31 protein-coding genes are annotated in these 23,937 nt (G+C 69.2%); 16 read left to right on the top strand and 15 right to left on the bottom strand.

The annotated features are described in order from the left end of the window. Window positions 1–66 precede the first annotated feature (66 nt). Genes hisD through NNL39_RS11205 form a run of 3 tightly spaced genes read left to right on the top strand, consistent with a single transcriptional unit; the run spans window position 67 to window position 2,903 of the window. Window positions 67–1,371, top strand: coding sequence for a histidinol dehydrogenase (gene hisD, locus NNL39_RS11195; RefSeq protein WP_255159360.1), 1,305 nt, complete (start codon window positions 67–69; stop codon window positions 1,369–1,371). 12 nt (window positions 1,372–1,383) lie between these two features. Then, the gene (gene nrdR, locus NNL39_RS11200; RefSeq protein WP_255159361.1) at window positions 1,384–1,863 is read left to right on the top strand and encodes a transcriptional regulator NrdR; all 480 of its coding nucleotides are present in this window, start codon (window positions 1,384–1,386) and stop codon (window positions 1,861–1,863) included. 8 nt (window positions 1,864–1,871) lie between these two features. Continuing rightward, on the top strand, window positions 1,872–2,903 hold the full coding sequence (locus tag NNL39_RS11205) for a quinone-dependent dihydroorotate dehydrogenase (RefSeq protein ID WP_255159362.1): 1,032 nt from the start codon (window positions 1,872–1,874) through the stop codon (window positions 2,901–2,903). Window positions 2,904–2,937: 34 nt separating this feature from the next. Here NNL39_RS11205 and NNL39_RS11210 read toward each other — a convergent pair whose 3' ends face one another. Continuing rightward, window positions 2,938–3,537, bottom strand: coding sequence for a DUF3043 domain-containing protein (locus tag NNL39_RS11210; protein ID WP_255159363.1), 600 nt, complete (start codon window positions 3,535–3,537; stop codon window positions 2,938–2,940). A 44-nt stretch (window positions 3,538–3,581) separates the two neighbouring features. On the opposite strand from NNL39_RS11210, the gene NNL39_RS11215 reads away from it, so the two are divergent. From NNL39_RS11215 to NNL39_RS11250, 8 genes are all read left to right on the top strand, one after another. Beyond that, the gene (locus NNL39_RS11215) at window positions 3,582–5,018 is read left to right on the top strand and encodes a dipeptidase (RefSeq protein ID WP_255159364.1); all 1,437 of its coding nucleotides are present in this window, start codon (window positions 3,582–3,584) and stop codon (window positions 5,016–5,018) included. 31 nt (window positions 5,019–5,049) lie between these two features. Next, window positions 5,050–5,415 (top strand): HesB/IscA family protein, encoded by a 366-nt coding sequence (locus NNL39_RS11220; RefSeq protein ID WP_255159365.1) that lies wholly within the window; start codon window positions 5,050–5,052, stop codon window positions 5,413–5,415. Window positions 5,416–5,606: 191 nt separating this feature from the next. Then, a complete protein-coding gene (gene ctaC, locus NNL39_RS11225; protein WP_255159366.1) occupies window positions 5,607–6,470 on the top strand; it encodes an aa3-type cytochrome oxidase subunit II in 864 nt (287 codons plus the stop codon). A 7-nt stretch (window positions 6,471–6,477) separates the two neighbouring features. Beyond that, a complete protein-coding gene (gene ctaD, locus NNL39_RS11230; protein ID WP_255159367.1) occupies window positions 6,478–8,214 on the top strand; it encodes an aa3-type cytochrome oxidase subunit I in 1,737 nt (578 codons plus the stop codon). A gap of 8 nt (window positions 8,215–8,222) precedes the next feature. Continuing rightward, window positions 8,223–8,639 carry a cytochrome c oxidase subunit 4 gene (locus NNL39_RS11235; protein ID WP_255159368.1) on the top strand — a complete coding sequence of 139 codons (417 nt, stop codon included), beginning with the start codon at window positions 8,223–8,225 and terminating at the stop codon, window positions 8,637–8,639. A gap of 1 nt (window position 8,640) precedes the next feature. After that, window positions 8,641–9,075: a GNAT family N-acetyltransferase gene (locus NNL39_RS11240; protein ID WP_255159369.1), complete on the top strand. Its 435-nt coding sequence runs from the start codon at window positions 8,641–8,643 to the stop codon at window positions 9,073–9,075. Between the two features lie 16 nt (window positions 9,076–9,091). Then, the gene (locus tag NNL39_RS11245) at window positions 9,092–9,646 is read left to right on the top strand and encodes a GNAT family N-acetyltransferase (protein WP_255159370.1); all 555 of its coding nucleotides are present in this window, start codon (window positions 9,092–9,094) and stop codon (window positions 9,644–9,646) included. A gap of 98 nt (window positions 9,647–9,744) precedes the next feature. Further along, window positions 9,745–10,383: a formylglycine-generating enzyme family protein gene (locus tag NNL39_RS11250; RefSeq protein WP_255159371.1), complete on the top strand. Its 639-nt coding sequence runs from the start codon at window positions 9,745–9,747 to the stop codon at window positions 10,381–10,383. Between the two features lie 98 nt (window positions 10,384–10,481). On the opposite strand, the gene qcrB is transcribed toward NNL39_RS11250, so the two are convergent. From qcrB to ctaE, 4 genes are all read right to left on the bottom strand, one after another. Beyond that, a complete protein-coding gene (qcrB, locus tag NNL39_RS11255; RefSeq protein ID WP_255160942.1) occupies window positions 10,482–12,047 on the bottom strand; it encodes a cytochrome bc1 complex cytochrome b subunit in 1,566 nt (521 codons plus the stop codon). Between the two features lie 53 nt (window positions 12,048–12,100). Then, on the bottom strand, window positions 12,101–13,144 hold the full coding sequence (gene qcrA / locus NNL39_RS11260) for a cytochrome bc1 complex Rieske iron-sulfur subunit (RefSeq protein ID WP_456085691.1): 1,044 nt from the start codon (window positions 13,142–13,144) through the stop codon (window positions 12,101–12,103). Window positions 13,145–13,213: 69 nt separating this feature from the next. Continuing rightward, window positions 13,214–14,014 carry a cytochrome bc1 complex diheme cytochrome c subunit gene (gene qcrC, locus NNL39_RS11265; protein WP_255159372.1) on the bottom strand — a complete coding sequence of 267 codons (801 nt, stop codon included), beginning with the start codon at window positions 14,012–14,014 and terminating at the stop codon, window positions 13,214–13,216. A gap of 26 nt (window positions 14,015–14,040) precedes the next feature. Beyond that, window positions 14,041–14,670, bottom strand: a complete 630-nt coding sequence (gene ctaE / locus NNL39_RS11270) for an aa3-type cytochrome oxidase subunit III (protein WP_255159373.1) — start codon at window positions 14,668–14,670, stop codon at window positions 14,041–14,043. Between the two features lie 78 nt (window positions 14,671–14,748). Between ctaE and trpD the strand changes: the two genes are divergently transcribed. Beyond that, window positions 14,749–15,804 carry an anthranilate phosphoribosyltransferase gene (trpD, locus tag NNL39_RS11275; protein WP_255159374.1) on the top strand — a complete coding sequence of 352 codons (1,056 nt, stop codon included), beginning with the start codon at window positions 14,749–14,751 and terminating at the stop codon, window positions 15,802–15,804. Here trpD and NNL39_RS11280 read toward each other — a convergent pair. Beyond that, window positions 15,801–16,316, bottom strand: coding sequence for an Lrp/AsnC family transcriptional regulator (locus tag NNL39_RS11280; RefSeq protein ID WP_255159375.1), 516 nt, complete (start codon window positions 16,314–16,316; stop codon window positions 15,801–15,803). The two genes, trpD and NNL39_RS11280, sit on opposite strands and share 4 nt — an antisense overlap. A 95-nt stretch (window positions 16,317–16,411) precedes the next feature. Here NNL39_RS11280 and NNL39_RS11285 point away from each other — a divergent pair, with 95 nt between their 5' ends. Further along, entirely contained in the window at window positions 16,412–17,650 is a 1,239-nt protein-coding gene (locus NNL39_RS11285; protein WP_255159376.1) for a trans-sulfuration enzyme family protein, read from the top strand. On the opposite strand, the gene NNL39_RS11290 is transcribed toward NNL39_RS11285, so the two are convergent. The 3 genes from NNL39_RS11290 to NNL39_RS11300 are packed head-to-tail and all read right to left on the bottom strand — an operon-like array spanning window position 17,632 to window position 18,735. Next, the gene (locus NNL39_RS11290) at window positions 17,632–18,006 is read right to left on the bottom strand and encodes a YchJ family protein (RefSeq protein WP_255159377.1); all 375 of its coding nucleotides are present in this window, start codon (window positions 18,004–18,006) and stop codon (window positions 17,632–17,634) included. The genes NNL39_RS11285 and NNL39_RS11290 overlap by 19 nt on opposite strands. Before the next feature lie 4 nt (window positions 18,007–18,010). Then, window positions 18,011–18,373, bottom strand: a complete 363-nt coding sequence (locus tag NNL39_RS11295) for a DUF2200 domain-containing protein (protein WP_255159378.1) — start codon at window positions 18,371–18,373, stop codon at window positions 18,011–18,013. A 2-nt stretch (window positions 18,374–18,375) separates the two neighbouring features. Beyond that, window positions 18,376–18,735, bottom strand: a complete 360-nt coding sequence (locus NNL39_RS11300; RefSeq protein ID WP_255159379.1) for a bleomycin resistance protein — start codon at window positions 18,733–18,735, stop codon at window positions 18,376–18,378. A 99-nt stretch (window positions 18,736–18,834) separates the two neighbouring features. Between NNL39_RS11300 and NNL39_RS11305 the strand changes: the two genes are divergently transcribed. After that, a complete protein-coding gene (locus NNL39_RS11305; RefSeq protein ID WP_255160944.1) occupies window positions 18,835–19,170 on the top strand; it encodes a YciI family protein in 336 nt (111 codons plus the stop codon). Here NNL39_RS11305 and NNL39_RS11310 read toward each other — a convergent pair. Both NNL39_RS11310 and NNL39_RS11315 read right to left on the bottom strand, forming a co-directional pair. Further along, complete coding sequence (locus NNL39_RS11310) at window positions 19,159–19,674, bottom strand: DUF2087 domain-containing protein (RefSeq protein WP_255159380.1); 516 nt, start codon at window positions 19,672–19,674, stop codon at window positions 19,159–19,161. The genes NNL39_RS11305 and NNL39_RS11310 overlap by 12 nt on opposite strands. Continuing rightward, window positions 19,671–20,048 (bottom strand): nuclear transport factor 2 family protein, encoded by a 378-nt coding sequence (locus tag NNL39_RS11315; protein WP_255159381.1) that lies wholly within the window; start codon window positions 20,046–20,048, stop codon window positions 19,671–19,673. Before NNL39_RS11315 ends, NNL39_RS11310 begins: the two co-directional genes overlap by 4 nt. A 22-nt stretch (window positions 20,049–20,070) precedes the next feature. Between NNL39_RS11315 and NNL39_RS11320 the strand changes: the two genes are divergently transcribed. Both NNL39_RS11320 and NNL39_RS11325 read left to right on the top strand, forming a co-directional pair. Further along, complete coding sequence (locus NNL39_RS11320) at window positions 20,071–20,709, top strand: dihydrofolate reductase family protein (RefSeq protein ID WP_322972915.1); 639 nt, start codon at window positions 20,071–20,073, stop codon at window positions 20,707–20,709. A gap of 275 nt (window positions 20,710–20,984) precedes the next feature. Then, entirely contained in the window at window positions 20,985–22,094 is a 1,110-nt protein-coding gene (locus NNL39_RS11325) for a TerC family protein (protein WP_255159382.1), read from the top strand. 58 nt (window positions 22,095–22,152) lie between these two features. Here NNL39_RS11325 and NNL39_RS11330 read toward each other — a convergent pair whose 3' ends face one another. From NNL39_RS11330 to NNL39_RS11345, 4 genes are read right to left on the bottom strand one after another with little or no spacing between them, the layout of a single operon-like run. Continuing rightward, complete coding sequence (locus tag NNL39_RS11330; protein ID WP_255159383.1) at window positions 22,153–22,389, bottom strand: PLDc N-terminal domain-containing protein; 237 nt, start codon at window positions 22,387–22,389, stop codon at window positions 22,153–22,155. Beyond that, window positions 22,386–22,595, bottom strand: coding sequence for a PLDc N-terminal domain-containing protein (locus tag NNL39_RS11335; RefSeq protein ID WP_255159384.1), 210 nt, complete (start codon window positions 22,593–22,595; stop codon window positions 22,386–22,388). Before NNL39_RS11335 ends, NNL39_RS11330 begins: the two co-directional genes overlap by 4 nt. Before the next feature lie 12 nt (window positions 22,596–22,607). Beyond that, window positions 22,608–23,066, bottom strand: coding sequence for an NUDIX hydrolase (locus NNL39_RS11340; protein ID WP_255159385.1), 459 nt, complete (start codon window positions 23,064–23,066; stop codon window positions 22,608–22,610). Window positions 23,067–23,070: 4 nt separating this feature from the next. Then, entirely contained in the window at window positions 23,071–23,856 is a 786-nt protein-coding gene (locus NNL39_RS11345; RefSeq protein WP_255159386.1) for an SDR family oxidoreductase, read from the bottom strand. Between the last annotated feature and the right edge of the window lie 81 nt (window positions 23,857–23,937).

Below are 23,937 nucleotides of genomic sequence, written 5' to 3' on the forward strand. Positions count from 1 at the left end.
CGGTCTATGCAACCGCATCCACGCCCGGGTATTCCCGAGGCTGGCCGCGATTAGGCTGAACAGGCCATGATGCGAACCCTCGACCTGCGCGGCCGCGCCCTCTCCGCCGCTGACCTGCTCGCCCTCGTCCCGCGCGCTGCAAGCGATGTCGGCTCCGCCGTCGACGCCGTCGACGCACTGATCCAGGATGTCCGCGACCGCGGCAGCGCCGCCTTGCTCGATCAGGCGGAGCGCTTCGATCGCGTGCGACCAGCCGCGGTGCGCGTGACGGCCGAGCAGTTGCGCGCCGCCGAAGCCGGGCTCGATCCCGCGGTGCGCGCGGCGCTCGAGGAGGCCATCGACCGCGTGCGGCGCACGACCGCTGCCCAGGTGCCGGCGCCGCAGACCACCGAGGTCGCCCCCGGCGCGCGCATCGTGCAGCGCTGGCAGCCTGTCGCGCGCGTCGGCCTGTACGTGCCGGGCGGCAAGGCGGTGTACCCCTCGAGCGTCGTGATGAACGTCGTCGCCGCACAGGTCGCGGGCGTCGGCTCGATCGCGCTCGCCTCGCCGCCGCAGGCCGCGTTCGACGGCTCGGTGCACCCGACCATCCTTGCGGCGGCCGCTCTGCTCGGGGTCGACGAGGTCTACGCGATGGGCGGTGCGGGCGCGATCGGCGCGCTCGCGTACGGCGTGCCCGACCTGCACCTGGACCCCGTGCAGGTGATCACGGGCCCGGGAAACCTCTTCGTGGCGACCGCGAAGCGGGCTGTGAAGGGCGTCGTCGGCATCGACAGCGAGGCCGGCCCGACCGAGATCCTCATCATCGCCGACGCGACCGCGCGCCCCGACTACGTCGTGGCCGATCTCATCAGCCAGGCTGAGCACGACGAGCTCGCCGGCAGCGTGCTCGTGACCGACGACCCCGCGCTGGCCGACGCCGTGCAGGCGGCCCTGCCCGCGGCGGTCGCCGCGACCCACCACCGCGAGCGCGTCACGACGGCGCTCGACGGCCCGCAGTCGGCCGTTGTGCTCGTCGACGACCTCGCCCAAGCGGTGCGGTTCAGCAATGCCTACGGCCCCGAGCACCTCGAGGTGCAGGTGGCCGACCCGCAGGCTCTGCTGCCGTCGCTCGAGAGCGCCGGCGCGATCTTCGTGGGTGACCACACCCCCGTGAGCCTCGGCGACTACATCGCCGGCTCGAACCACGTGCTGCCCACGGGCGGGCAGGCGCGCTTCGCCTCGGGGCTCGGGGCGTACACGTTCCTGCGCCCGCAGCAGATCGTGGAGTACGACCGGGATGCTCTCGCCGCGGTCGCCGCCCACGTGGGCGCCCTCAGCGACGCCGAGCAGCTGCCCGCCCACGGCGACGCCGTGCGCGCCCGGTTCCTCTAGGCTGGGCGCACCATGCACTGCCCCTTCTGCCGGTACCCCGACAGCCGCGTCATCGATTCGCGCACGAGCGATGACGGGCTCTCGATCCGACGCCGTCGGCAGTGCCCCGAGTGCGGTCGCCGCTTCAGCACGACCGAGACCGCGAGCCTCATGGTGATCAAGCGCAGCGGCGTCGTCGAGCCGTTCTCGCGCGAGAAGATCGTGCTCGGCGTGCGCAAGGCCTGCCAGGGCCGCCCGGTGACCGACGCCGACCTCGCCCAGCTCGCTCAGAAGGTCGAAGAGAACCTGCGAGCGACGGGCGCCTCGCAGCTCGACGCCAATGACATCGGCCTCGCGATCCTGCCCGAGCTGCGGCAGCTCGACGAGGTGGCCTTCCTGCGCTTCGCGAGCGTCTACCAGGCCTTCGAGAACCTCGATGACTTCGAGTCGGCGATCGAGCAGCTGCGCATCGAGCGCGAGCAGCTCGCCTCCGCGGCTCCCGACGCCGACTGAGCGGCCCCGTGTACGAGCTGCTGTTCCGCACCGTGCTGCGGCGCCTCGACCCGGAACGCGCGCACCACTTGGCGGTCGCGGTCATCCGCGCCATCCCCGCGCTCGGGCTCACCGGGCTCGTGCGCGCGGTCACCCGGCCCGATCCCGCCCTCGCGGTCGAGACGCTCGGCCTGCGGTTCGAGTCGCCCTTCGGCATGGCGGCCGGCTTCGACAAGGATGCGCGGAGCATCCGCGGCCTGTGGGTGCTCGGATTCGGTCACATCGAGATCGGCACGGTCACCGCGATCGCGCAGGACGGCAACCCGAAGCCGCGCTTGTTCCGCCTCGTCGACGATCGCGCGGTCATCAACCGCATGGGCTTCAACAACGGGGGAGCGGCCGTGGCGGCCGAGCGCGTCGCGCGCCAGCGGCGCTCCCGCGCGCGTCCGATCATCGGCGCCAACATCGGCAAGAGTCGCGTCGTCGCGGTCGAGGATGCGGTGGCCGACTACCGCGAATCAGCTCGCCTGCTCGCCCCGGTCGCCGACTACCTCGCCATCAACGTGAGCTCGCCCAACACTCCGGGGCTCCGGGGCCTCCAAGACGAAGCCTTGCTGCGCCCGCTCATCGTCGCGGTGCTGGAGGAGGCGGGCTCGACACCCGTGCTCGTCAAGATCGCGCCCGATCTCGATGACGCGGCGATCGACGCGGTGTGCGCGCTCGCCCTGCGCCACGGGCTCGCCGGCATCATCGCGACGAACACCACGATCAGCCGCGAGGGCCTCACGAGCGACCCGGCCGCCGTCGAGGCGGCGGGAGCGGGCGGGCTGAGCGGTGCGCCCCTGCGTGCCCGTGCCCTCGAGGTGCTGCGCCGCGTGCGTGCCGCCGTGCCGGCCGACTTCTGCGTCATCGCCGTCGGGGGCATCGACACCGCCGCCGATGCCGCCGAGCGCCTCGATGCGGGGGCCACCCTCGTGCAGGGCTACACCGCGTTCCTGTACCGCGGCCCGCTGTGGGCGCGCCAGGTCACGCGCGGGCTCGCGCGCATCCGGCGGGCCTGAGCACCGTTCGGGCGCCGAGCGGTGACGTTCCCGATCAGTCGGGGAACTGGCCGCGCTTCACCTGCGGCTTCGGCAGACGCAGGATGCGCAGCTGCAGCGAGCGCATCGCGGCGTACCAGCGCACCTTCTCGACCTTGTCGGCGCCGTGCTTCTTGACGAGCTTGCGGTGCACGATGAAGCCCAGCAGCGTCGAATCGAGCACGGCGACGAGGAAGAAGGCCCACAGCGCGAGGATCGAGATGGTCTGCGCCTCGACCGAGGGGATGAAGGTCAGGATGATGACGACGAACATCACCGGGATGAGGAACTCGCCGATGCTGATGCGGGCGTCGACGTAGTCGCGCACCCACTTCTTCTGCGGCCCGCGGTCACGCTGCGGCAGGTACTTCTCCTCGCCGTTCGCCATGCCGATGCGCGCCCGCTCACGGGCGGCATTCATCTTCTCGCGGTGCTCCTTCGCCGCCTGCTTGCGGTCGTTGGGCACGAGCGGGCGCTTGCGCGCGGCCTCACGCTCTTTACGGGTCGGCGTCGGGCGGCCCTTGCCGGCCGCGATGGCCTCGGCAGTGGCGATCGCTTCGGCGTTCGCCTGCTCGGCGGCGCTGGGGGCGGGGTTGGCGTTGTCGCGGGCGGCCACGGCGGCACATCCTTCCGTTGAAGCAGAGCCTTAAGATTACCGGCATGACGCCTGCAGAACGCTCCGCACCCTCGCCGCTGCCCGACGGCACCCTCGAGGCGCTGCGCGCGAGCGTGCAGCACGGCCTGCCCCGGGCGATCGCCGAGCTCAGCGAGCTCGTCCGCATCCCCTCGGTCTCGTGGGACGGCTTCGATCCCGCGCACGTGCAGGCTTCGGCCGAGCGCACGGCAGAGCTGCTGCGCGAGCTCGGCGTTTTCGACGAGGTGCTCGTCGATCGGGCCCCCGGCCCGGACGGCGCGCTCGGGCAGCCGGCCGTGCTGGCACGCCGCGCACCCGAGGCCGGCCGGCCCACGGTGCTGCTCTACGCGCACCACGACGTGCAGCCCCCCGGCGCCGAGTCCGACTGGAGTTCGCCCCCGTTCGAGCCGACGCTGCGCGGCGACCGCCTCTACGGGCGCGGCGTCGCCGACGACAAGGCCGGCGTGATGGCGCACGTCGCGGCGATCCGCGCCCTCGTCGAGACGGCGGGCGAGCCCGGACTCGGCATCGTCGTGTTCATCGAGGGCGAGGAGGAGTTCGGCTCGCGCTCGTTCGGCGCGCTCCTCGAGCGCCACCGCGATCTGCTGGCGGCGGACGTCATCGTCGTCGCCGACTCGGACAACTGGAGCATCGACACGCCGTCGCTCACCGTGGGTCTGCGCGGCAACGCGACCTTCAGCCTGACCGTCTCCACGCTCGAGCACGCCTCGCACTCGGGCATGCTGGGCGGCGCGGTTCCGGATGCGATGCTCGCGACGATCGCCCTGCTCGCGACCCTGCACGACGCCGACGGCGCTGTCGCGGTCGACGGACTGCGGTCGCACGAGCAACCCGTGCCGAGCATCCCGGAGCAGCGCCTGCGCGATGAGGCCGGCTTGCTCGACGGCGTCACGACGATCGGGCGCGGCGAGCTGCTGCACCGGCTGTGGGCGCAGCCCGCCATCACGGCGACGGGCATCGACGCGCCGAGCGTGCAGAACGCCTCGAACACCCTCGCCCCCTCGGTCACCGTCAAGATCAGCGCTCGCATCGCGCCCGGGCAGTCGCCCGACGAGGCCTTCGCGGCCATCGAGCGCCATCTGCGGGCGCACGCGCCGTTCGGTGCCCACCTCGCGTTCGCGAGCGTCGACCTCGGCGCGCCGTTCCTCGTCGACACGAGCGGGTGGGCCGTCGACGAGGCGCTCGCGGCCATGGCGGAGGCGTGGGGCGCCGAGCCCCAGCAGGTGGGGGTCGGCGGATCCATCCCGTTCATCGCGCAGCTCGCCGAGACGTTCCCGGCGGCGCAGGTGCTCGTCACGGGGGTGGAAGACCCGCACACGCGCGCGCACAGCCCCGACGAGTCTCTGCATCTCGGCGTCTTCCAGCGCGCGATCCTCACCGAGGCCGTGCTGCTGACGCGCATCCAGGCTCACGGGCGCATCCAGGCAGACGACGTACACTGACACCAGATATCGACCCACTCGAGGAGTCACCATGACCGACACCGCACTCACCACGACCGGCAGCGACACCGCTCACGGCGTCAGCCTCACCGACGCGGCCGCCGCGAAGGTGCGCTCGCTGCTCGAGCAGGAGGGCCGCGACGACCTGCGTCTCCGCCTCGCGGTGCAGCCGGGCGGATGCTCGGGCCTCATCTACCAGCTCTACTTCGACGAGCGCGTGCTCGACGGCGACGCCCTGCGCGACTTCGACGGCGTCGAGGTCGTCGTCGACAAGATGAGCGTCCCCTACCTCGACGGCGCCTCGATCGACTTCGAAGACACGATCCAGAAGCAGGGTTTCACGATCGACAACCCGAACGCGGGCGGCAGCTGCGCGTGCGGAGACAGCTTCCACTGAGCTCTATCGGCCTGCTGGCCGAGCATGAGGGGCCCGCTCGACGGCGGGCCCCTTTTTCGCGCCGTCGCGCGTCGTCACGCCGCGGAATTCGTCACGATTGGCAGTGCTTTCGGAGCGTCGCGAGGCAGTCGGCCCCTCGCCCGTGACGTAGACTGACGAGTGTTCCCCGCCCCCGCCACGAGAGGTCTCCGGTGCGTTCCAACCGACGTCTTCGATTGACGGCGATCCCGCTCGCCCTCGTCACCACGATCGCCCTCGCGGGCTGCACGACCCAGATGCAGCTCGGCTGGCTTCCGACCGAGCCGGGCACCACGAACCAGGTCGACCGCGTCATCGGTCTCTGGGTCACGTCGTGGATCGTGCTGCTCGTCGTCGGTGTGATCACCTGGGGGCTCATCATCTGGGCCGCGATCGTCTACCGCCGTCGCAAGGGCCAGACCGGTCTCCCGGCCCAGCTGCGCTACAACATGCCGATCGAGGCGTTCTACACGGTCGTGCCGCTCATCCTCGTGCTCGGATTCTTCGCCTTCACGGCCCGCGACCAGGCCGAGATCGAGGCGCCGCTCGCCGACCCCGACACGGTGATCGAGGTGTACGGCAAGCGCTGGGCGTGGGACTTCAACTACATCACCGAAGACGTCTACTACGCAGGCATCCAGGCCCAGGAGACCGGCCCGAACAACACGATCGACGCGGACTCGCTGCCGACGCTCTACCTGCCGGTCGGCCAGAAGGTCGAGATTCGCATCGAGTCTCGCGACGTCATCCACTCGTTCTGGATCGTCGACTTCCTCTACAAGAAGGACATGATCCCGGCGAAGACCAACTACTGGTACTTCATCCCCGAGAAGGAGGGCACGTACACCGGCAAGTGCGCCGAGCTGTGCGGCGAGTACCACTCGCTCATGCTCTTCAACGTCGAGGTCGTCTCGCAGGCCGAGTACGACGCCTACATCGAGTCGTTGCGCGCCGAGGGCAACGTCGGCCGACTCGGCCCCGAGTTCAACACGAACACGAACCTGCCGGGCACCACCGGCGCGACCGAAGAGGAGTAAGCGGCTCATGACCACGACCGCACCTCGTCCGAGTGTCTCCGGCCCCGCGCCGGAGCACGTCTCACCGACCGTCCGCCGCAAGGGCAACGTGTTCGTCGGCTGGATCACCACCACCGACCACAAGACCATCGGGTACATGTACCTGATCACGTCGTTCGTGTACTTCCTCATCGGCGGCGTCATGGCGCTCGTGATCCGCGCCCAGCTGTTCGCGCCGGGCCTCGAGATCGTGGCGACGAAAGAGCAGTACAACCAGCTGTTCACGATGCACGGCACGATCATGCTGCTCATGTTCGCGACGCCGCTCTTCGCCGGCTTCGCCAACGTGCTCATGCCGCTGCAGATCGGTGCGCCCGACGTGGCGTTCCCGCGCCTCAACGCCTTCGCGTACTGGCTGTACTCCTTCGGCTCGCTCATCGCGGTCGCCGGCTTCCTCACGCCCCAGGGGGCGGCCTCGTTCGGCTGGTTCGCCTATGCACCACTGTCGAGTCAGACGTTCACACCAGGGCTCGGCGGCAATATGTGGGTCTTCGGCCTCACGCTGAGCGGATTCGGGACCATCCTCGGCGCCGTGAACTTCATCACCACGATCATCACCATGCGTGCTCCCGGCATGACGATGTGGCGCATGCCGATCTTCACGTGGAACACCCTCGTGACGTCGCTCCTCGTGCTCATGGCCTTCCCGGTGCTCGCTGCCTCGCTGTTCGCGCTCGGCTCCGACCGCATGTTCGGCTCGCACGTCTTCGACGCGGCCACGGGTGGAGCGATCCTCTGGCAGCACCTGTTCTGGTTCTTCGGGCACCCCGAGGTGTACATCCTGGCCCTGCCGTTCTTCGGCATCGTGTCCGAGATCATCCCGGTGTTCAGCCGCAAGCCGATCTTCGGCTACAAGACGCTCGTCTACGCGACGATCGCGATCGCGGCGCTGTCGATGACCGTCTGGGCGCACCACATGTACGTCACCGGCTCGGTGCTGCTGCCGTTCTTCGCCCTCATGACGATGCTCATCGCGGTGCCGACAGGCGTGAAGATCTTCAACTGGATCGGCACGATGTGGCGCGGCTCGGTGACCTTCGAGACGCCGATGGTCTTCACCCTCGGCTTCCTCATCACCTTCGTCTTCGGCGGCCTCACGGGCGTCATCCTGGCGTCGCCGCCGCTCGACTTCGCGGTCTCCGACTCGTACTTCGTCGTCGCCCACTTCCACTACGTGGTCTTCGGCACCGTCGTCTTCGCGATGTTCGCCGGCTTCTACTTCTGGTGGCCGAAGTGGACGGGCAAGATGCTCAACGAGCGTCTCGGCATGATCCACTTCTGGACCCTCTTCATCGGCTTCCACGCCACCTTCCTCGTGCAGCACTGGCTCGGTGTCGTGGGCATGCCGCGGCGCTACGCCACGTATCTCGTCGAAGACGGCTTCACGTGGATGAACCAGCTGTCGACCTTCGGCTCGATCCTGCTCGCCGCCTCGATGATCCCGTTCCTGCTCAACGTGTACATCACGGCGCGCACCGCCCCGCTCGTCACGGTGAACGACCCGTGGGGCTACGGCCGCTCGCTCGAGTGGGCGACCTCGTGCCCGCCGCCGCGCCACAACTTCACCTCGATCCCGCGCATCCGCTCGGAGTCGCCGGCGTTCGACCTGAACCACCCCGAGGCGAGCATCCCGCTCGGTATCGGACCGTTCAAGGACGCACCTGACGCTCCCGTGCTCGACATCGACGACGACAAGATCAAGTAGGGCAGGCCATGAAGACGACGATCAACCTCTTCTGGGTCCTTCTCGGATTCTTCACGTTGCTCACGGTGGTCTACGTCGTGTGGGCGATTATCGACACCGGTCAGGTCGAGTGGGTCGGTGCGGTGGCCATCGGCCTCTGCGCCATCCTGTCGGCGTTCATCGCGGTCTACCTCCGACTCGTCTACCGCAACCAGGGCGGCGAGCTGGCGGAGGACCGCCTCGACGCCGACATCGACGATGGCGAGGCGGAGCAGGGCTTCTTCTCGCCGTGGAGCTGGTGGCCGGTGTTCCTCGCCGCCGGCGCCGCGCTGGTCTTCCTCGGCCTGTCGATCTCGTTCTGGATCGTCGCCTACGCGGTGCCGATCGCGTTGCTCGCGCTCGTCGGCTGGGTCTACGAGTACTACCGCGGCAATTTCGGTCGCTGACATGAGCGGCGTGCGCCGGGCGACGGCGACGGATGCCGATGCCGTCTTCGACCTCGTACGGCAGCTCGGCGCGGCCTTCGTGCCCGTGCGATCGGCGTTCGACGAGAGCTTCGCGGCCATCGTCGGGGCGTCGGATGACGGTGCCGACGTGCTGCTGCTCGTGGCCGAGAATGCCGACGGCGTCGTGCAGGGTTACGCCCTAACGACGATCGCGCGTCTGCTCTCGACCAACGGTCTGTCGGCCCAGCTGCAGGAGATTGCGGTGGATGAGGAGGCCCGCGGGCTCGACCTCGGCACGGCTCTCGTGCACGAGGTGGAGGCGGAGTGCATCCGCCGAGGAGTGCGACAGCTCACGGTCGCTGCTCGCCGCGCGGGCGGGTTCTACGACCGCCTGGGCTATTCGCAGAACGCCGAGTACATGCGTCGGGTGTTCTGACCCGAGGTCGCTAGGCATGACCGTTGTTCTCACCACCGAGCGTCTCGTGATCGAGCCGCTCGGCCCCGCCGACGCTGAGGCGTTCGCGTCGTATCGGCGGCTGCCCGAGGTCGCGCAGTTTCAGACCTGGGGCACCGACTACTCGCTCGCCGATGCCGAGTCCCTCATCACCGCCCAGCCGGCGCAGGGCATCCCGAACCCGGGGGAGTGGGTGCAGCTGGGCCTGCTGCTCCGCGATAGCCGCCAGGGGGCTCTCGTGGGCGATGTCGCCGTGGGGGCGGACGCCGAGCAGCCCGACACCTACGAACTCGGCGTGACGCTCGACCCGAGACATCAGGGGCGCGGCTACGCCGGGGAGGCGCTCGAGGCGGTCATCCACTGGCTCATGGTCGATCAGGGGGCGCACCGCGTCGTGATGCAGGGCGATGCCCGCAACGCGGCGGTGCTTGCGCTCATGCGCCGCCTGGGGCTACGGCATGAAGGCACGGTGCTCGACGGCGACTGGTTCAAGGGCGAGTGGACGACGCTCGAGCGCTTCGCCCTGCTTGGGCGCGAGTGGGCTGCCCGCTGAACCCTGCGCGAGGGACGGCGCCGGTCGTGCGCAGGGCCATGGGCGGCCTCGTGCGTCACAATCCCCGCGCTCGCCTCGCTGGCCGCTAGCCTTCCACGGTGCCCCGCGGCAGGGAGGCCCCGCCCGTCCTCCGTGCATCCGAGATCCCGGTGCACGGCGTCTCCTGGCGAACAGCGGTGCGGTGGTGCAATGCGGCGTCCGAGCTCGAGGGCCTCGTGCCCGCCTACCGTCTCGACGGGGAGCGCGTCGAGTGGGATGCGGCTGCCTCGGGCTTCCGCCTGCCGACCGAGGCCGAGTGGGAACACGCCTGCCGCGCGGGGACGACGGGGCCCCGGTACGGCGAGCTCGCCGAGATCGCCTGGACGGCGATCGACGACGTCGACGCCCCGCAGCCGGTGGGACGCAAGCGGGCGAACGGCGCCGGGCTCCACGACATGCTCGGCAACCTCTGGGAGTGGGTCTGGGATCACGCCGACACCGCGCGATACGGCGACTACCGCGTGCTGCGCGGAGGGGGATGGGCCGACCGCCCTTGGAGCGTGCGGGCATCTGTGCGCCGGGGGAGCGCGCCGGACGCGACGATCGAGGACGTGGGCTTCCGAGTCGCGCGGGGCGCCGTCACGGCTCGTGGGATCGATGAGCTGCAGGGGTGGTCGCGCATCGAGGATGCCCGCCGTGCGTCGGTCACGGGGCCCCGGCCGGTCGGCTGGACGCCGCTCGAGCGCACCCTGCGTTGACGACGCCGAAAGGCCCCGCGATCGTCCTCCGCGGCACGCCCGCGAACGACGTCGGCCCCGCTCTCGGAGGAGGGCGGGGCCGACGGGGGATCGTGCTGTTAGTGCTTCTGCGACTCCAGCTCGTTCATCGTGACCGGCGCGATGCGGTCTTCGAAGAACCACCGCGAGAGCCCGGCGCGCACGCGCTGCGTGACCGTGATCTTGCCGTCGTCGTTCGGGCGGATCATGAGCGGCTGGTACTCGTCGAAGCTCACGAGGCGCCACCGCTCGAAGTCGTCGAGCTGCTCGTGCACCTCGATGTACTCGCCGCCAGGCAGGCGCACGACGCGACCCGACTCGAAGCCGTGCAGCGCGATCTCGCGATCCTTGCGCTGCAGGGCGAGGCACACGCGCTTCGTGATGAAGAAGGCGATGAAGGGGCCGACCACGGTGGCGAACTGGAGGGCGTGGATGACGCCTTCGATCGTCAGGCGGAAGTGCGTCGCGATGAGGTCGGAACTCGCCGCTGCCCACAGGGCCGCGTAGAACGTGACGCCCGCAGCGCCGATCGCCGTGCGCACCGGCGCGTTGCGCGGGCGCTCCGCGATGTGGTGCTCGCGACGGTCGCCCGTGACCCAGGCCTCGAAGAACGGGTAGAGCGCCACGGCGGCCATGAACACCAGGAGACCGACGAGCGGGATCAGCACGCCGAACGCCCACGTGTACCCGAACGGGTCGACGACATCGAGGTTCGGCGGGATTAGACGCAGAGCGCCGTCGGCGAAGCCGATGTACCAGTCGGGCTGCGTTCCGGCCGACACCGGTGAGGGGTCGTACGGTCCGTAGTTCCAGATCGGGTTGATCGTGAAGAACGAGGCGATCAGCACGATGACACCGAAGACGATGAAGAAGAACCCACCGGCCTTCGCCGCGAACGCCGGCAGCACCGGGGCGCCCACGACGTTGTCGTTGGTGCGGCCGGGAGCGGCGAACTGCGTGTGCTTGTTGACGATCAGGAGCACCATGTGGATGCCGATGAGGGCGATCGTGATCGCCGGCAGCAGCATGATGTGCAGGACGTAGAGCCTCGGGATGATGTCGGTGCCCGGGAACTCGTCGCCGAACAGGAGGTACGAGATCCAGGCGCCGGCGACCGGAACCGCCTTGATCATGCCGTCGATAATGCGCAGACCGTTGCCCGAGAGCAGGTCGTCGGGCAGCGAGTAGCCGGTGAAGCCCAGCGCCATCGCCATGACGAACAGCAGGAAGCCGATGACCCAGTTGAACTCGCGCGGCTTGCGGAATGCGCCGGTGAAGAACACGCGGAGCATGTGCAGGCCGATCGCCGCCACAAAGAGCAGGGCCGCCCAGTGGTGCACCTGGCGCATGAGCAGGCCACCGCGAATCTCGAACGAGATGTCGAGGGCCGAGTGGTACGCGACCGACATCGGGATGCCTTGCAGGGGCACGTAGGAGCCCTCGTACTCGACCTCGGTCATCGACGGGTCGAAGAAGAAGGTCAGGAACGTGCCGCTGAGCAGGATCACGATGAAGCTGTAGAGCGCGACCTCACCGAGCATGAACGACCAGTGGTCGGGGAAGATCTTGCGCCCAAGGGCCTTGACGGCGGTCGAGGCGCTCGTGCGCTCATCGACGTAGTTGGCCGCCCAGCCCGTGAACCGCATGCCGCGCCCGGGCGCGGTCTCGGCCGACGGTGCCGGCGGGGTCACAGTGGTACTCACAGTGCACGCTCCCAGAAGCTCGGACCCACAGGTTCGGTGAAGTCGCTCTGCGCGACGAGGTAACCCTCTTCATCCACAGTGATCGGGAGCTGGGGAAGGGGACGGGCCGCCGGTCCGAAGATGACCTCGCAGTGGTTCGCGACGTCGAACTGGGACTGGTGGCAGGGGCACAGCAGGTGGTGCGTCTGCTGCTCGTACAGCGCGACGGGGCATCCGACGTGCGTACAGATCTTGGAGTAGGCGACGATGCCGTCGTACGACCAGTCGGCCTTCGCCGGGTCTTCATTGAGCTCGTCGACGGGGAGGCGCATGAGGAGCACGGCCGCCTTGGCCTTCTCCTCGAGGCGGTGCGACTCGAGCTCGGCGAGGCCCTCGGGAATGACGTGGAACGCCGACCCGATGGTCACCTCGGAGGCCTTGATGGGCGTGCCCGAAGGGTCGCGCGCGAGGCGCGTGCCGGCCTCCCACATCGTGTGCTTGAGCAGTGCCACCGGGTCTTCGGCCGGAGCGAGGTCACGGAAGAGCGCGATTGCCGGGATGGGCGTGGCCACGACCGCGCCGATGAGCGAGTTGCGCACGAGCGTGCGCCGCGTGAAGCCCGACTCGGCGTTCGCCTCGCTGAAGATCTCGACGGCGCGCTCGCGCGACTCGTCGCTGCCGCGAGTGGGGTGCCGCTGCTCGACGAGCTCGTGGCCGTGCATGAGCGCCTTCGACCAGTGCACCGCACCGATGCCGACGCCGAGCAGACCGAGCGTGATGCCGATGCCGAGGAACATGTTGTTCAGGCGGATGCTGCCCGGGTCGAGTTCGTCGATCGGGAACAGGATGTACGCCGCGACGGCGAGCACGCTGCCGACGATCGAGAGGAAGAACAGCGCGCTGATCGTGCGCTCGGCCTGCTTCTCCTTCTTCGGGTCGAGATCGGTGACGCGCAGCCGCTCGGGCGGGAATCCGGGGTTCGGGATGCGGTCGGTGCGCACCACCGCGACGGCGGGCGCGGGCGCCGCGTGATCCGCCTGCTGGGCGACAGCGTTGCCCACGGTCTCGCCGTTGGGGGTGCCGTCGTGTGCCTCAGCCAATGGTCGTCCTTTCCTCGAGTGCGTGCGGGCCTAGTTCGACTTCGCGGTGAGCCAGATGGTCACACCGACGAGAGCGCCGAGGCCGAAGATCCAGATGAAGAGGCCCTCGGAGACGGGGCCGAGCGAACCGAGGTCCCAGCCGCCGACAGAAGGGTTCTCCTGCACGTAGAGCAGGTAGGTGATGATGTCGTTCTTCTCTTCGGGGGTGAGGTTCAGGTCGCTGAACACGGGCATGTTCTGGGGCCCGGTGACCATCGCGCCGTAGATGTGCACGGGGTCGACGCCCGCGAGGCCGGGAGCCCACTTGCCTTCCGTGAGCGCGCCGCCGGCGCCGGCGACGTTGTGGCACATCGCGCAGTTGATGCGGAACAGCTCGGCTCCGTTGGCGGCGTCGCCGTCGCCCGCGATGTAGCGGTCCGCCGGAACAGCCGGTCCGGGAGCCAGGTCGGCGACCCACGCGGCCATGGCGTCGATCTGCTCTTGCGTGAACTGCACCGGCTTCACCTCGGCCTGCGGGCCCGAGGCGGCCATGGGCATACGGCCCGTGCCGACCTGGAAGTCGACGGCGAGCGCGCCCGCGCCGATCAGGGTCGGGCCGGCAGCGGTGCCTTCAGCGTTGAGGCCGTGACAGCTGGCGCAGTTCGCGGCGAAGAGCTTGCCGCCCTCGTCGATGAGCTGCGCGCTGGCGGCGGTCGTCTCGGCCGTGGCCGTGGCCGTCGCGAGCGCGTAGGCGCCGCCGGTGGCCAGGAGGCCGACGACGAGCAGCGCAGTGGTCGCGAGCGGGTGGCGACGGCCGGCGCGACGGGCGGATGCAGGAGCGGTGGGTGCCATGGTGTGGAGCGTCTCGATTCTGCGGGTTATTGAAGGACGTAGATGACGAGGAAGAGGCCGATCCAGACCACGTCAACGAAGTGCCAGTAATAGGAGACCACGATGGCGCTCGTGGCATCGCGATGCGTGAAGGTCTTCACGGCATATGCGCGGCCGATCACCAGGAGGAAGGCGATGAGACCGCCCGTCACGTGCAGGCCGTGGAAGCCGGTCGTGAGGTAGAAGGCCGAGCCGAAGGCGTCGGAGTCGAGGGTGACGTACTCGCTCACGAGGATGGCGTACTCGTAGATCTGGCCGATGACGAAGACAGCGCCCATCGCGTAGGTGAGGAAGAACCACTCGATCATGCCCCACTTGACGGGACTCCAGCCGGTCCGTCGCGCCTGCAGGCGCTCGGCGGCGAAGACGCCGAACTGGCACGTGACGCTCGAGAGCACGAGGATGATCGTGTTCACGGTCGCGAGCGGGATGTTGAAGAGCTCGGTGCCCTGCTCCCAGAGCTGCGGAGACGTGGACCGCAGGGTGAAGTAGATGGCGAACAGGCCAGCGAAGAACATCACCTCGCTTCCCAGCCAGACGATCGTGCCCACGGCGACGACGTTCGGTCGGTTGATCGTGGGCGCGCTGAGCGAGCTCGAAAGCGAGGTACTGGTCACCCACTCATTATGACCGATGAAACTGGAGGTTCGAGCCGGGCGACACCCCGGTTTCGAGCGAGAAAGTAGCATCAAGGCATGTCGACGCTCCCCACGTGGCCCCGCATCCTCACCCGCATGCTCGATGGCGACGATCTGTCGATCGCCGAGGCCTCGTGGGCCATGGAGCAGGTGGTCTCGGGTGAGGCGACCGAGGCCCAGCTGGGCGGCTTCCTGGTGGCACTGCGGGCCAAGGGCGAGACGGTTGACGAGATCGTGGGCTTCCGGGATGCTGCGCTTCGGCACGCTCGATCGCTCGAGATCGACTCCATGGTGCTCGACATTGTCGGAACCGGGGGAGATCCCTACGGCGCCGTGGTGAACGTGTCGTCCATCGCATCCATCGTCGTCGCTGCGGCGGGCGTGCCGGTCGCCAAGCACGGCAACCGGGGCGCGAGCTCGGCCTCGGGCGCGTCGGATGTGCTCGGCGTACTCGGCGTGAACATCGAGCTCGAGCCCGAGCGCGTGGCCGAGGTGTTCGGCGAGGTCGGTCTGACCTACCTCAACGCGGCGGTCTTCCACCCGGGGTTCCGCCACGCGGGCCCGCCCCGGCGCCAGCTCGGAATCTCGACCGTCTTCAACATCCTCGGACCGCTGTGCAACCCCGCGCGGCCCGAGGCTTCGGCGGTCGGCGTCGCGAGCCTCGACCGCGTGCCGCTCATGGTGGGCGTGTTCCGCACGCGCGGGGCGACGGCGCTCGTCTACCGCGGCGACGACGGCATCGACAAGATCACGACGACGGGCCACAGCCACATCTGGGAGGTGTCGCGCGGATTCGTGACCGAGCACGACCTCGACCCGCGGGAGCTGGGTATTCCGACGGCGTCGATCGATGACATCCTCGGCTCGACGCCCGAGCACAACGCGGGCCTCGCGCGCGCGGTGCTCGCGGGTGACGCCGGGCCGGTGCGCGACATCGTGCTGCTCAACGCCGCGGCGGGGCTCGTGTCGTTCCGGCTCGCGCAGGACCCGGAGCAGCTGCGCCGACCCCTACTCGAGCGCCTCGCCGAGCAGCTCGAGGTCGCCGCGGCCGCGATCGACTCTGGAGCCGCCGCGGCCAAGCTCGAGGCCTGGGCCGCGGCCACGCAGCGCTAGTCGGAGGAGGAACGCGCCCCACTCGGCACCATGCCGGCGCCCTCGAGCACTTCGAACACGAGCTGCGTCTCGACGTGCCGCACGTGCGGGTGCGTCGTGAGGTGCTCGAGCACGAGCTCGCGCAGCGCCGCGGCCGACTCGACGGCGACGTGCAGCAGGTAGTCGTCGGCTCCCGCGACGTGGAAGGCCGTGAGCACGCTCGGCAGCGTGCGCACCCGCTGCTCGAAGCCGCGGATCTGCTCGCGCCCGTGGGTGCCGAGGCGCACGGTGATGAGCGCCTGCAGCGTGAGGCCGAGCGCGGCCGGGTCGATGTCGGCGCGGAACCGACGGATGATCCCGCGCTCGCGCAGCGAGCGCAGCCGCTGCGTGCACGTCGACTCGGCGATGCCGACGCGGGCCGCGAGTGCGGCATTGGTGAGGCGCCCGTTGCGTTCGAGCTCGGCGAGCATCGCGAGGTCGATCGCATCGAGGGATGCGGGGCGCGCGTTCTGCGCCGCAGGTGAGTCGGGCATCCCGTCAGCATGAAGCATGCGCGCGCACAGCGTCAATCTACGCGGAAACTGCGGACTTCTGTGGTTTAGGCCGCAGGGAGCGCCAGAATCGAGGCATGACGAGCACTGACGCTTCGAGTCTGCACGACGCCTTCGAGACCATCGCGGTGCGTGCGGGGCGCGACGACCTGACCGCGCTGGGCGTGCACGCGCTGCCGATCGACCTGTCGACGACGAACCCGCTGCCCGACATCGACGCCGGGGGAGCCTCGTACGAGGCGATCGCGACGGGCGGGCATCCGACCGAGGGCGGCAACGTCTACGCGCGGCTCTGGAACCCGACGGTCGCACGCTTCGAGGAGGCGCTCGCGACCCTCGAGGGGGCAGCCGAGTCCGTGGCATTCGCCTCGGGGATGGCGGCCTTCTCGGCGACGCTGCTCGCCGCGATGAACCGCGGCCGGGGCCGGCACGTGGTGGCCGTGCGGCCGCTCTACGGCGGCACCGACCACCTGCTCTCCTCGGGGCTGCTCGGTGCCGAGACGACGTTCTGCGCCCCCGACGAGGTCGGCGACGCCGTACGCGCCGACACCTGCCTCGTCGTCATGGAGACGCCGTGCAACCCCACGCTCGAGCTCGTCGACATCGCGGCGGTCGTGGCGGCAGCGGGCGACGTGCCCGTGATGGTCGACAGCACGTTCGCCACGCCCATGCTGCAGAACCCGCTCGCACACGGTGCGGCCTTGGTGCTGCACAGCGCCACGAAGTACCTCGGCGGCCACGGCGACGCCATGGGGGGAGTGGTCGCGACGAGCGCCGAGTGGGCGACGGCGATCCGGCCCGTGCGTGCGATCACGGGCGGGCTGCTGCACCCGCTCGGCGCCTACCTGCTGCACCGCGGCCTGCCGACGCTCGCGCTGCGGGTGCGGGCCCAGCAGGCGACGGCGGGGGAGCTGGCACTGCTGCTGACCCAGCACCCCGCCGTCGCGCGCGTGCACTACCCGGGCCTGCCCGGATCCGACCCGCGAGGGCTGCTCGGCACGCAGCTGCGCGGACCCGGGGCGATGCTGGCCCTCGATCTGATCGGGGGATACGCGGCCGCGCAGGCGCTCACCGGATTGCTGCGACTCTTCACCCACGCGGTGTCGCTCGGGGGCGTCGACTCGCTGGTGCAGCATCCGGCATCGCTCACGCACCGCCCGGTGGCGCCGGATGCCCGCCCCGGGGCTGGCATCGTGCGCCTCTCAATCGGTCTCGAGTCGGGGGCCGACCTGTGGCGCGACCTCGAGGCCGCGCTCGACGCGGTTCTCGACGGCACCGAGATCCAGCGACCGCTGGCTCAGGCCTCGGCGACGTAGTACCAGCGCCCGCCCTCGCGCACGAAGCTGCTGCGCTCGCGCTGCGAGCCGCGAGCCTCGGCGGAGCGCCAGAACGCCTCGAACGCGACCTCGCCGCGCGTGTCGAGCGGTCCGCCGGCGGCGCGGTCGAGGATGTCGAGGCGGTACCACCGCAGTTCGGGGTCGAGCTCGAGCGTCGCGGGCCGGGTCGAGGGGTGCCACGACGCCAGCAGGTAGTCGGCGTCGCCGACCGCGAAGGCGCTGAAGCGCGAGCGCATGAGCGCCTCGGCCGTCGGTGCGACGCTCTCGCCGCGGTGCACCGGTTCGCAGCACTCGGTGTAGGGGAGCCCGCTCAGGCAGGGGCAGCGGGTCGTCACCAGGTCAGCCCCGCAGCACCTTCTCCATCGCCCGACCTTTGGCGAGCTCGTCGACGAGCTTGTCGAGGTAGCGCACCTGCTGCATCAACGGTTCCTCGATCTCTTCGACCCGCACGCCGCAGATGACGCCCGTGATGAGCGAGGCGTTCGCGTGGAGGGTCGAGCGCTCGAAGAACTCGGCGAAGGTCGTCTGATCGGCGACGTGCCGGGCGATCGCCTCGGCGTCGAATCCGGTCAGCCAGGTGATGACCTCATCGAGTTCGGCCTTGGTGCGCCCCTTGCGCTCGAGCTTGGTGACGTACAGCGGGTACACCTGGCCGAACGACATGCGCGCGACGCGCTCGAGGGTTGCCGGTGCCGTCGCCATGATCAGTTCTCGATGAGGCGCAGCATCGTGCCGTCGAGGTCGATGAGGAAGGCCGCGCGGGCCCCCCACTGCTGCGTCTCGATGGGCGTCAATCGCGGGATACCGATGGTCGCGAGCGGGACGCCTGATTCGGCGAACGCCGCGTGCAGGGCATCCAGGTCGTCGACGCGCAGGTTCGCCTGGTGGTCGCTCGTCGACGGATCGAGGTCGGGGTGCGGAAAGAACTCGAGCGTGAGGTCGCCTCGGCTCATGATGAGCCAACCCGCGTCGCGGTACTGCTCGACGAACCCGAGCTTCTTGTAGAACGCAGCGGTCGCGTCGAGGTCGCGGGAGGGCAGCGTCGGAACCGCGTGATCGGCCATCGGTCAAGACTAGCCAACGAGGTTGTCGGGCTGTCGACCCGAGCGGGCGTGCGATACCGTCTGGCGCAACGTCGGAAGCAGGGGTGACTGGTGAAGTTCATGATCAGCGTGATTGATAGTGAAACCGGCTCGGGATCGGGCGACGAGATGGCGGCGATCGACGCGTTCAACGAGCGGCTACAGAACGCCGGCCAGCTGATCATGGCGGAGGGCCTGGCGTCGCCCCGGGCATCCACCGTCATCGACAACCGCGGGGGAGCGGGGCTCGTCACACCGGGCCCGCTGCACGACACCGAGCAATACGTCTCGGGGTTCTGGATCATCGAGGCGGCCGATCGGGATGCTGCGCTCGCGCTCGCTGCCGAGGGCTCGCGCGCCTGCAACCGCGTCGTCGAGCTCCGGCCGTTCTTCGGGGGAGAGGCCTCAGCGTTCTGACGGCGCCGCGTGGCGATACGCGGAACCGTCGGGCTCGCGCACGAGCAGGCCCGCGTCGACGAGGTAGCGGCGCATCGTGACGGGGTCGTCGGACAGGGCCGCGAGTCGTTCGGTGAGCGTGCGCTCGTCGACGAGCTCGGTCGCATCGGGCATCGCGCGGTGGACCAGGTACTGCAGCACGGCCGCGCGGTCGTCGGAGCGCGCGGGGTAGTGGTCGAGGCGACCGTCGACGATGAAGCGGTCGATGCCCGTCGGGCGCGCGACGGGAGCCGCGTCGAGCAGCTCGGCGAAGCGCTCGGGGCGCAGGCGAGGGCGGTCGCTGCTCGGATCGAGCAGCCCGGCATCCGCCAGCACCCGGAGCACGCGCTCACGTCGCTTCAGGGGGAGCGACGCCAGGTGGGCTGAGGCATCCTGCTCCGAGAGCAGCAGCCCGAGCACACGTCGACTCTCGGGGTTGGCGAGCGCGGCGATGACGCCCCGCCATGCGTTCTTCTCGTCCGTCATGACGCCCGAGCGGAGCCGCTCACGACCTGCCAACGGCCGTCGATGATGCGCCACGAGCGCGTGTAGGTCAGCGCGGCCTCGATACGGTCGCCGTTCCACCGGATGACCGCGTCGACGGCGGTCTCGGTCGTTCCTCCGTCGTCGTGCTCGCTGGAGCTGCGGGAGAGCTCGATGAGGCGCTCGAACCGCGTCGCCCTGGTCCGGTGCGATTCCAGGTCGTCCTGCTTGCCGATGGTGGTGCCATCGGGAAGCGTGAAGGTCAGCTCGTCCGCGATGAGGGCGTCGAGCGCCTCGAGATCGCTCACGCGCATCGCGTTCAGCAGTAGGGTTTCGGCCTCGTCGATCGAGCGGCCATGGGCATCGAGGGTCGGCATGCCTCGAACCTATCGACGGGGGATGCTCGACGAGGGTCTCTGCGGCACGCTCAGGGCGAACATACGCCGCCATCGGGTCGTTCTGGCGCCGGGGACGGTGACGTGCCAGCCTGGGCAGGTGCGACCTCTGCGGTACTCCATCAACGTCTCGCTCGACGGCTGCGTCGACCATCTCGCCGGTCGCCCCGACGAGGAGACGCACCAGCACGCCGCGCAGACGATCGCGCGTGCCGACGCGATCATCCTCGGCCGCACGACGTACGAGCTGATGGAGTTCTGGCGAACTGCGACCGACTTGCCCGATTGGACGCTCCCGTTTCAGGAGTCGATCACCGCGGCGAAGAAGTACCTCGTGTCGAGCACGCGCGAGCCGGACGGATGGAACACCGAAGCACTCGAGGGTGATCCGGTCGAGGCGGTGCGGAGACTGAAGGAGCAGCCAGGAGAGGGACTGTATGTCGGGGGCGTGACGCTGCCATTGGCACTCGCGAACGCGGGCCTCATCGACGAATACGAATTCGTCGTGTATCCGATGGTGATCGGCCGCGGGCCACGGCTGTTCGACGGGCTTGCCGTTCCGCTCGACCTTCGGCTCGTCGATGTCACCGAGTTCGCGTCGGGCACGCGAGCCGAACGTTACGTGCCGGTGCGCGGGGAGTAACGGCCCCAGCGTGAGATTCTGTTCGTACTGACATAATGTGGATTATCGGATACTGATCGACCCGAGATTCTTTGAGGTCGCTGGGAGTGGGCCCCACCAGCGTGACTCAATACGTGCAATCTGATTCACTTGTTTTCGGAGGGGAGTATCCCCGACCCGCGTCGCGTCGTCACTCCGATCCGTCCGCACGGATCCGGCGCCACGGGCCGACCTCAGACCTATTCGGCCGGGAAAGACCTCCTGAATCGCCTCATCGACCATTCAGGAGTTTCTTCATGGACGTGCCCCTCTGGCTCTGGTTCGCCGTGCTCGGCGTCATCATCGCCATGCTCGCGATCGACCTCTTCGCCCACCGGAAGGCCCACGTCATCGGCGTGCGCGAGGCCGCCGTGTGGTCGATCATCTGGGTGAGCCTCGGCGTCGCCTTCGGTGGCTACATCTGGTGGGAGTACGGCGCCGAGCTCGGCCAGCAGTACTACGCCGGCTATCTCATCGAGAAGTCGCTCGCCGTCGATAACGTCTTCGTGTGGGCGATCATCTTCGCCTTCTTCGGCGTGCCCCGCGAGCTGCAGCACCGCGTGCTGTTCCTCGGGGTGATCGGCGCCCTGGTCTTCCGGGCGATCTTCATCGCGCTCGGCGCCGTGCTCATCGACCAGTTCTCCTGGATCCTCTACATCTTCGCGGCGTTCCTGCTTTACACGGGCTACGTCATGATCCGGAAGCGCAATGAGCACATGGACGTGGAGAACTCGAAGGTGCTGAAGCTCTTCCGGCGCTTCGTGCCCATGACCGACGCGTACCACGGCCAGAAGTTCCTCATCCGCAAGGCGGGCATCATCGTGGCGACTCCCCTGCTCGCGGTGCTCGTGCTCGTCGAGGTGACCGACATCATCTTCGCCGTCGACTCGATCCCCGCCATCTTCGGCGTGACGAGCGAGCCGTTCATCGTCTTCACGGCGAACGCCTTCGCCATCCTCGGCCTCCGTGCGATGTACTTCCTGCTCGCCGACCTCATGCACCGCTTCATCTACCTGAAGCTCGGCCTGGCGTTCGTGCTCATCTGGGTCGGCATCAAGATGCTGCTGCTCGACGTGTACAAGATCCCCACGAGCGTCTCCCTCGGCGTCGTGGCGCTCATCATCACGATCTCGATCGTCACGAGCCTGCGCGCCACGCGCGGCGAAGGGCGCCACGCGGTCGAGGTCGAGAACGCTCCCCCGTTCCGCATCGCGACCGAGGCCGAGCTGGCCGAGGCCGAGCCGGTGTGGCGCCGGGCCTCGCGTCGCGCGGCGGTGATCGCCGACTCCTCCTCGTCCCCTGTGCAGGGTGACGGGCCCTCCGATCAGGGTGCTGCGACCGAGCGCGGCAACCGCATCGAGTCGTAGGGCTCGACGGGTAGACCGGGGGCGAGCTTCTCGATTGAGAGCAGCTCGCCCCCCCGTCTCATTCCAGCGCGTACCGACCTCGTCCGACGCCGAACCAGACGAGAGTGCCCAGCACCGGGGCGAAGACGACCACGGCTGTCCACCCCGCCGACTCCAGAACCGACATGGAGCGATATCGGCGGATGATCGACACGAGACCCGTGATCGCGATGATCACCAGCACGAGCGGCACGATCGAGAAGACGAGGTCGAACCACGCGGGAGTGACGGGGTCGATGACCGAGTCGAGAATCACCGGATCGGAGCGGTGTAGCGCTCACGGCCGACGAAGAACCAGATGAGCGGGCCGATGAACTGGGCGAACACGACGAGGGCGCACCATCCGAGCACCTCGAGACCTGACATCGCTGCCGAGCGGCGGAAGATCGAGATGAGAGCGCTGACCCAGAGGGCGGCAAGGCCGATCATGACCGGCAGGACGATGAGAGCCGTGAGATCCATGTCGAGAGTCTCTCAGACTCCCCTGGCGACCTCTCGCAGCAGCCGCGGCAAGTCATAGGGCTCGAACGGCTGGCCCGACCGCAGCAGCTCGGCGGCGGTGAACCAGCCGTGCGCCGTCACGTCGATGTGCTCGTCCTCGGTCCAGTTCGTCGACGCCGGTTCGAAGCGCTCGCATCGAACGACGTAGTACTCCGCGTGGCCGCGGTCGTGATCCGCGTCGTCCCACGCGATGTCGAAGTCGAGGCGCCACACGGGCTCCCCCACACTGTCGACGACGAGTCCGGTCTCTTCGAACAGCTCGCGGATCGCCGCTTGCTCGTGGGTCTCCCCCGGGTCGACTCCCCCGCCGGGCGTGATCCAGCGCGCGAACCGCGTGGAATCGGGCGCGGCTGTCATGAACAGCAGCGCCGCTCCGTCCTCATCCATGAGAATGATTCGGGATGTCCGGCGCAGGCCCGGCGTCGGGGCCACGCCGCTACTCCCCCGCGGCGTCGGCGCCGAACGCGGTGAAGTAGCTCACATCGCCCACGAGCCGCGTGTTGTCGGCCGGAACCGGATCGACCGCGGCCTGCGCGACCTCGGCCGCGAACTCGCTCACGTTGTAGAGCTTGCCCGCCGCCTCCTTCCGCGCGTCGATCGCGCCCGGCGCGGCGCGCTCGAGCAGGGTCGCCGTGATCGTGCCCTCGATCATGTCGCCCGACACAACCGTGAAGCCGATGCCCTTGGCCTCGAGCGTGGGGATGAGCGCCCGCAAGGCGTCCTCGCCCGCGCGCTTCGAGAGGGCGACGGCCTCGTACTCGGGCATGGTCGGCACCGTGCGAATGAAGTGCGCCTGGTGGCTCGTGACGAAGACGACGCGGCCGCCCGGGCCCATGAGCTCGGCGCCCTGCGTCAAGACGTTCACCTGCGCGTCCCGATTGAGCTTCAGCGCGTAATCCTCGCCCATGCCCGACTCCATGCCGCCGGAGGCGTTGAGCACGAGAATGTCGAGGGAGCCGAAGCGCTCGCGCACGGCATCCATCATCACCGTCACCGAGGCCGGGTCGGTGAGGTCGGCACCCACGGCCAACGCCTGGCCGCCCGCCGCCTCGATCTCGGCGACGAGCTTCTCGGCACGCGGCGCCTTGGCGCGATAGTTGATGACGACGTTCGCGCCCGCGGCGGCGAAGTACTTAACGGTGTCGGCGCCGATGCCGCGCGACGATCCGGTGACGAGAGCGGTTGTGCCGGCGAGCGAGCCGGGCTGCAGAGGGGTGTTCACGGTTCTCGACCCTATCGCCCGAGCGGGCCGGATGGGCCGTCAGGCGCCGGTGATAGCGTGAGGGAACCGCAGCGATGACGA

It is taken from the genome of Microcella humidisoli (genome assembly GCF_024362325.1).
Classification (GTDB): Bacteria; Actinomycetota; Actinomycetes; order Actinomycetales; family Microbacteriaceae; genus Microcella; species Microcella humidisoli.

What these genes read in the sequence shown, in the direction of transcription:
- hisD (WP_255159360.1), top strand. Translation starts at nt 67, where the DNA reads ATGATGCGAACCCTCGACCTGCGCGGCCGCGCCCTCTCCGCCGCTGAC.
- nrdR (WP_255159361.1), top strand. Translation starts at nt 1,384, where the DNA reads ATGCACTGCCCCTTCTGCCGGTACCCCGACAGCCGCGTCATCGATTCG.
- NNL39_RS11215 (WP_255159364.1), top strand. Translation starts at nt 3,582, where the DNA reads ATGACGCCTGCAGAACGCTCCGCACCCTCGCCGCTGCCCGACGGCACC.
- NNL39_RS11220 (WP_255159365.1), top strand. Translation starts at nt 5,050, where the DNA reads ATGACCGACACCGCACTCACCACGACCGGCAGCGACACCGCTCACGGC.
- ctaD (WP_255159367.1), top strand. Translation starts at nt 6,478, where the DNA reads ATGACCACGACCGCACCTCGTCCGAGTGTCTCCGGCCCCGCGCCGGAG.
- NNL39_RS11235 (WP_255159368.1), top strand. Translation starts at nt 8,223, where the DNA reads ATGAAGACGACGATCAACCTCTTCTGGGTCCTTCTCGGATTCTTCACG.
- NNL39_RS11240 (WP_255159369.1), top strand. Translation starts at nt 8,641, where the DNA reads ATGAGCGGCGTGCGCCGGGCGACGGCGACGGATGCCGATGCCGTCTTC.
- NNL39_RS11245 (WP_255159370.1), top strand. Translation starts at nt 9,092, where the DNA reads ATGACCGTTGTTCTCACCACCGAGCGTCTCGTGATCGAGCCGCTCGGC.
- qcrB (WP_255160942.1), bottom strand. Translation starts at nt 12,047, where the DNA reads ATGCGGTTCACGGGCTGGGCGGCCAACTACGTCGATGAGCGCACGAGC.
- qcrC (WP_255159372.1), bottom strand. Translation starts at nt 14,014, where the DNA reads ATGGCACCCACCGCTCCTGCATCCGCCCGTCGCGCCGGCCGTCGCCAC.
- trpD (WP_255159374.1), top strand. Translation starts at nt 14,749, where the DNA reads ATGTCGACGCTCCCCACGTGGCCCCGCATCCTCACCCGCATGCTCGAT.
- NNL39_RS11280 (WP_255159375.1), bottom strand. Translation starts at nt 16,316, where the DNA reads ATGCCCGACTCACCTGCGGCGCAGAACGCGCGCCCCGCATCCCTCGAT.
- NNL39_RS11285 (WP_255159376.1), top strand. Translation starts at nt 16,412, where the DNA reads ATGACGAGCACTGACGCTTCGAGTCTGCACGACGCCTTCGAGACCATC.
- NNL39_RS11295 (WP_255159378.1), bottom strand. Translation starts at nt 18,373, where the DNA reads ATGGCGACGGCACCGGCAACCCTCGAGCGCGTCGCGCGCATGTCGTTC.
- NNL39_RS11300 (WP_255159379.1), bottom strand. Translation starts at nt 18,735, where the DNA reads ATGGCCGATCACGCGGTTCCGACGCTGCCCTCCCGCGACCTCGACGCG.
- NNL39_RS11305 (WP_255160944.1), top strand. Translation starts at nt 18,835, where the DNA reads ATGATCAGCGTGATTGATAGTGAAACCGGCTCGGGATCGGGCGACGAG.
- NNL39_RS11310 (WP_255159380.1), bottom strand. Translation starts at nt 19,674, where the DNA reads ATGACGGACGAGAAGAACGCATGGCGGGGCGTCATCGCCGCGCTCGCC.
- NNL39_RS11315 (WP_255159381.1), bottom strand. Translation starts at nt 20,048, where the DNA reads ATGCCGACCCTCGATGCCCATGGCCGCTCGATCGACGAGGCCGAAACC.
- NNL39_RS11320 (WP_322972915.1), top strand. Translation starts at nt 20,071, where the DNA reads ATGCTCGACGAGGGTCTCTGCGGCACGCTCAGGGCGAACATACGCCGC.
- NNL39_RS11325 (WP_255159382.1), top strand. Translation starts at nt 20,985, where the DNA reads ATGGACGTGCCCCTCTGGCTCTGGTTCGCCGTGCTCGGCGTCATCATC.
- NNL39_RS11335 (WP_255159384.1), bottom strand. Translation starts at nt 22,595, where the DNA reads ATGGATCTCACGGCTCTCATCGTCCTGCCGGTCATGATCGGCCTTGCC.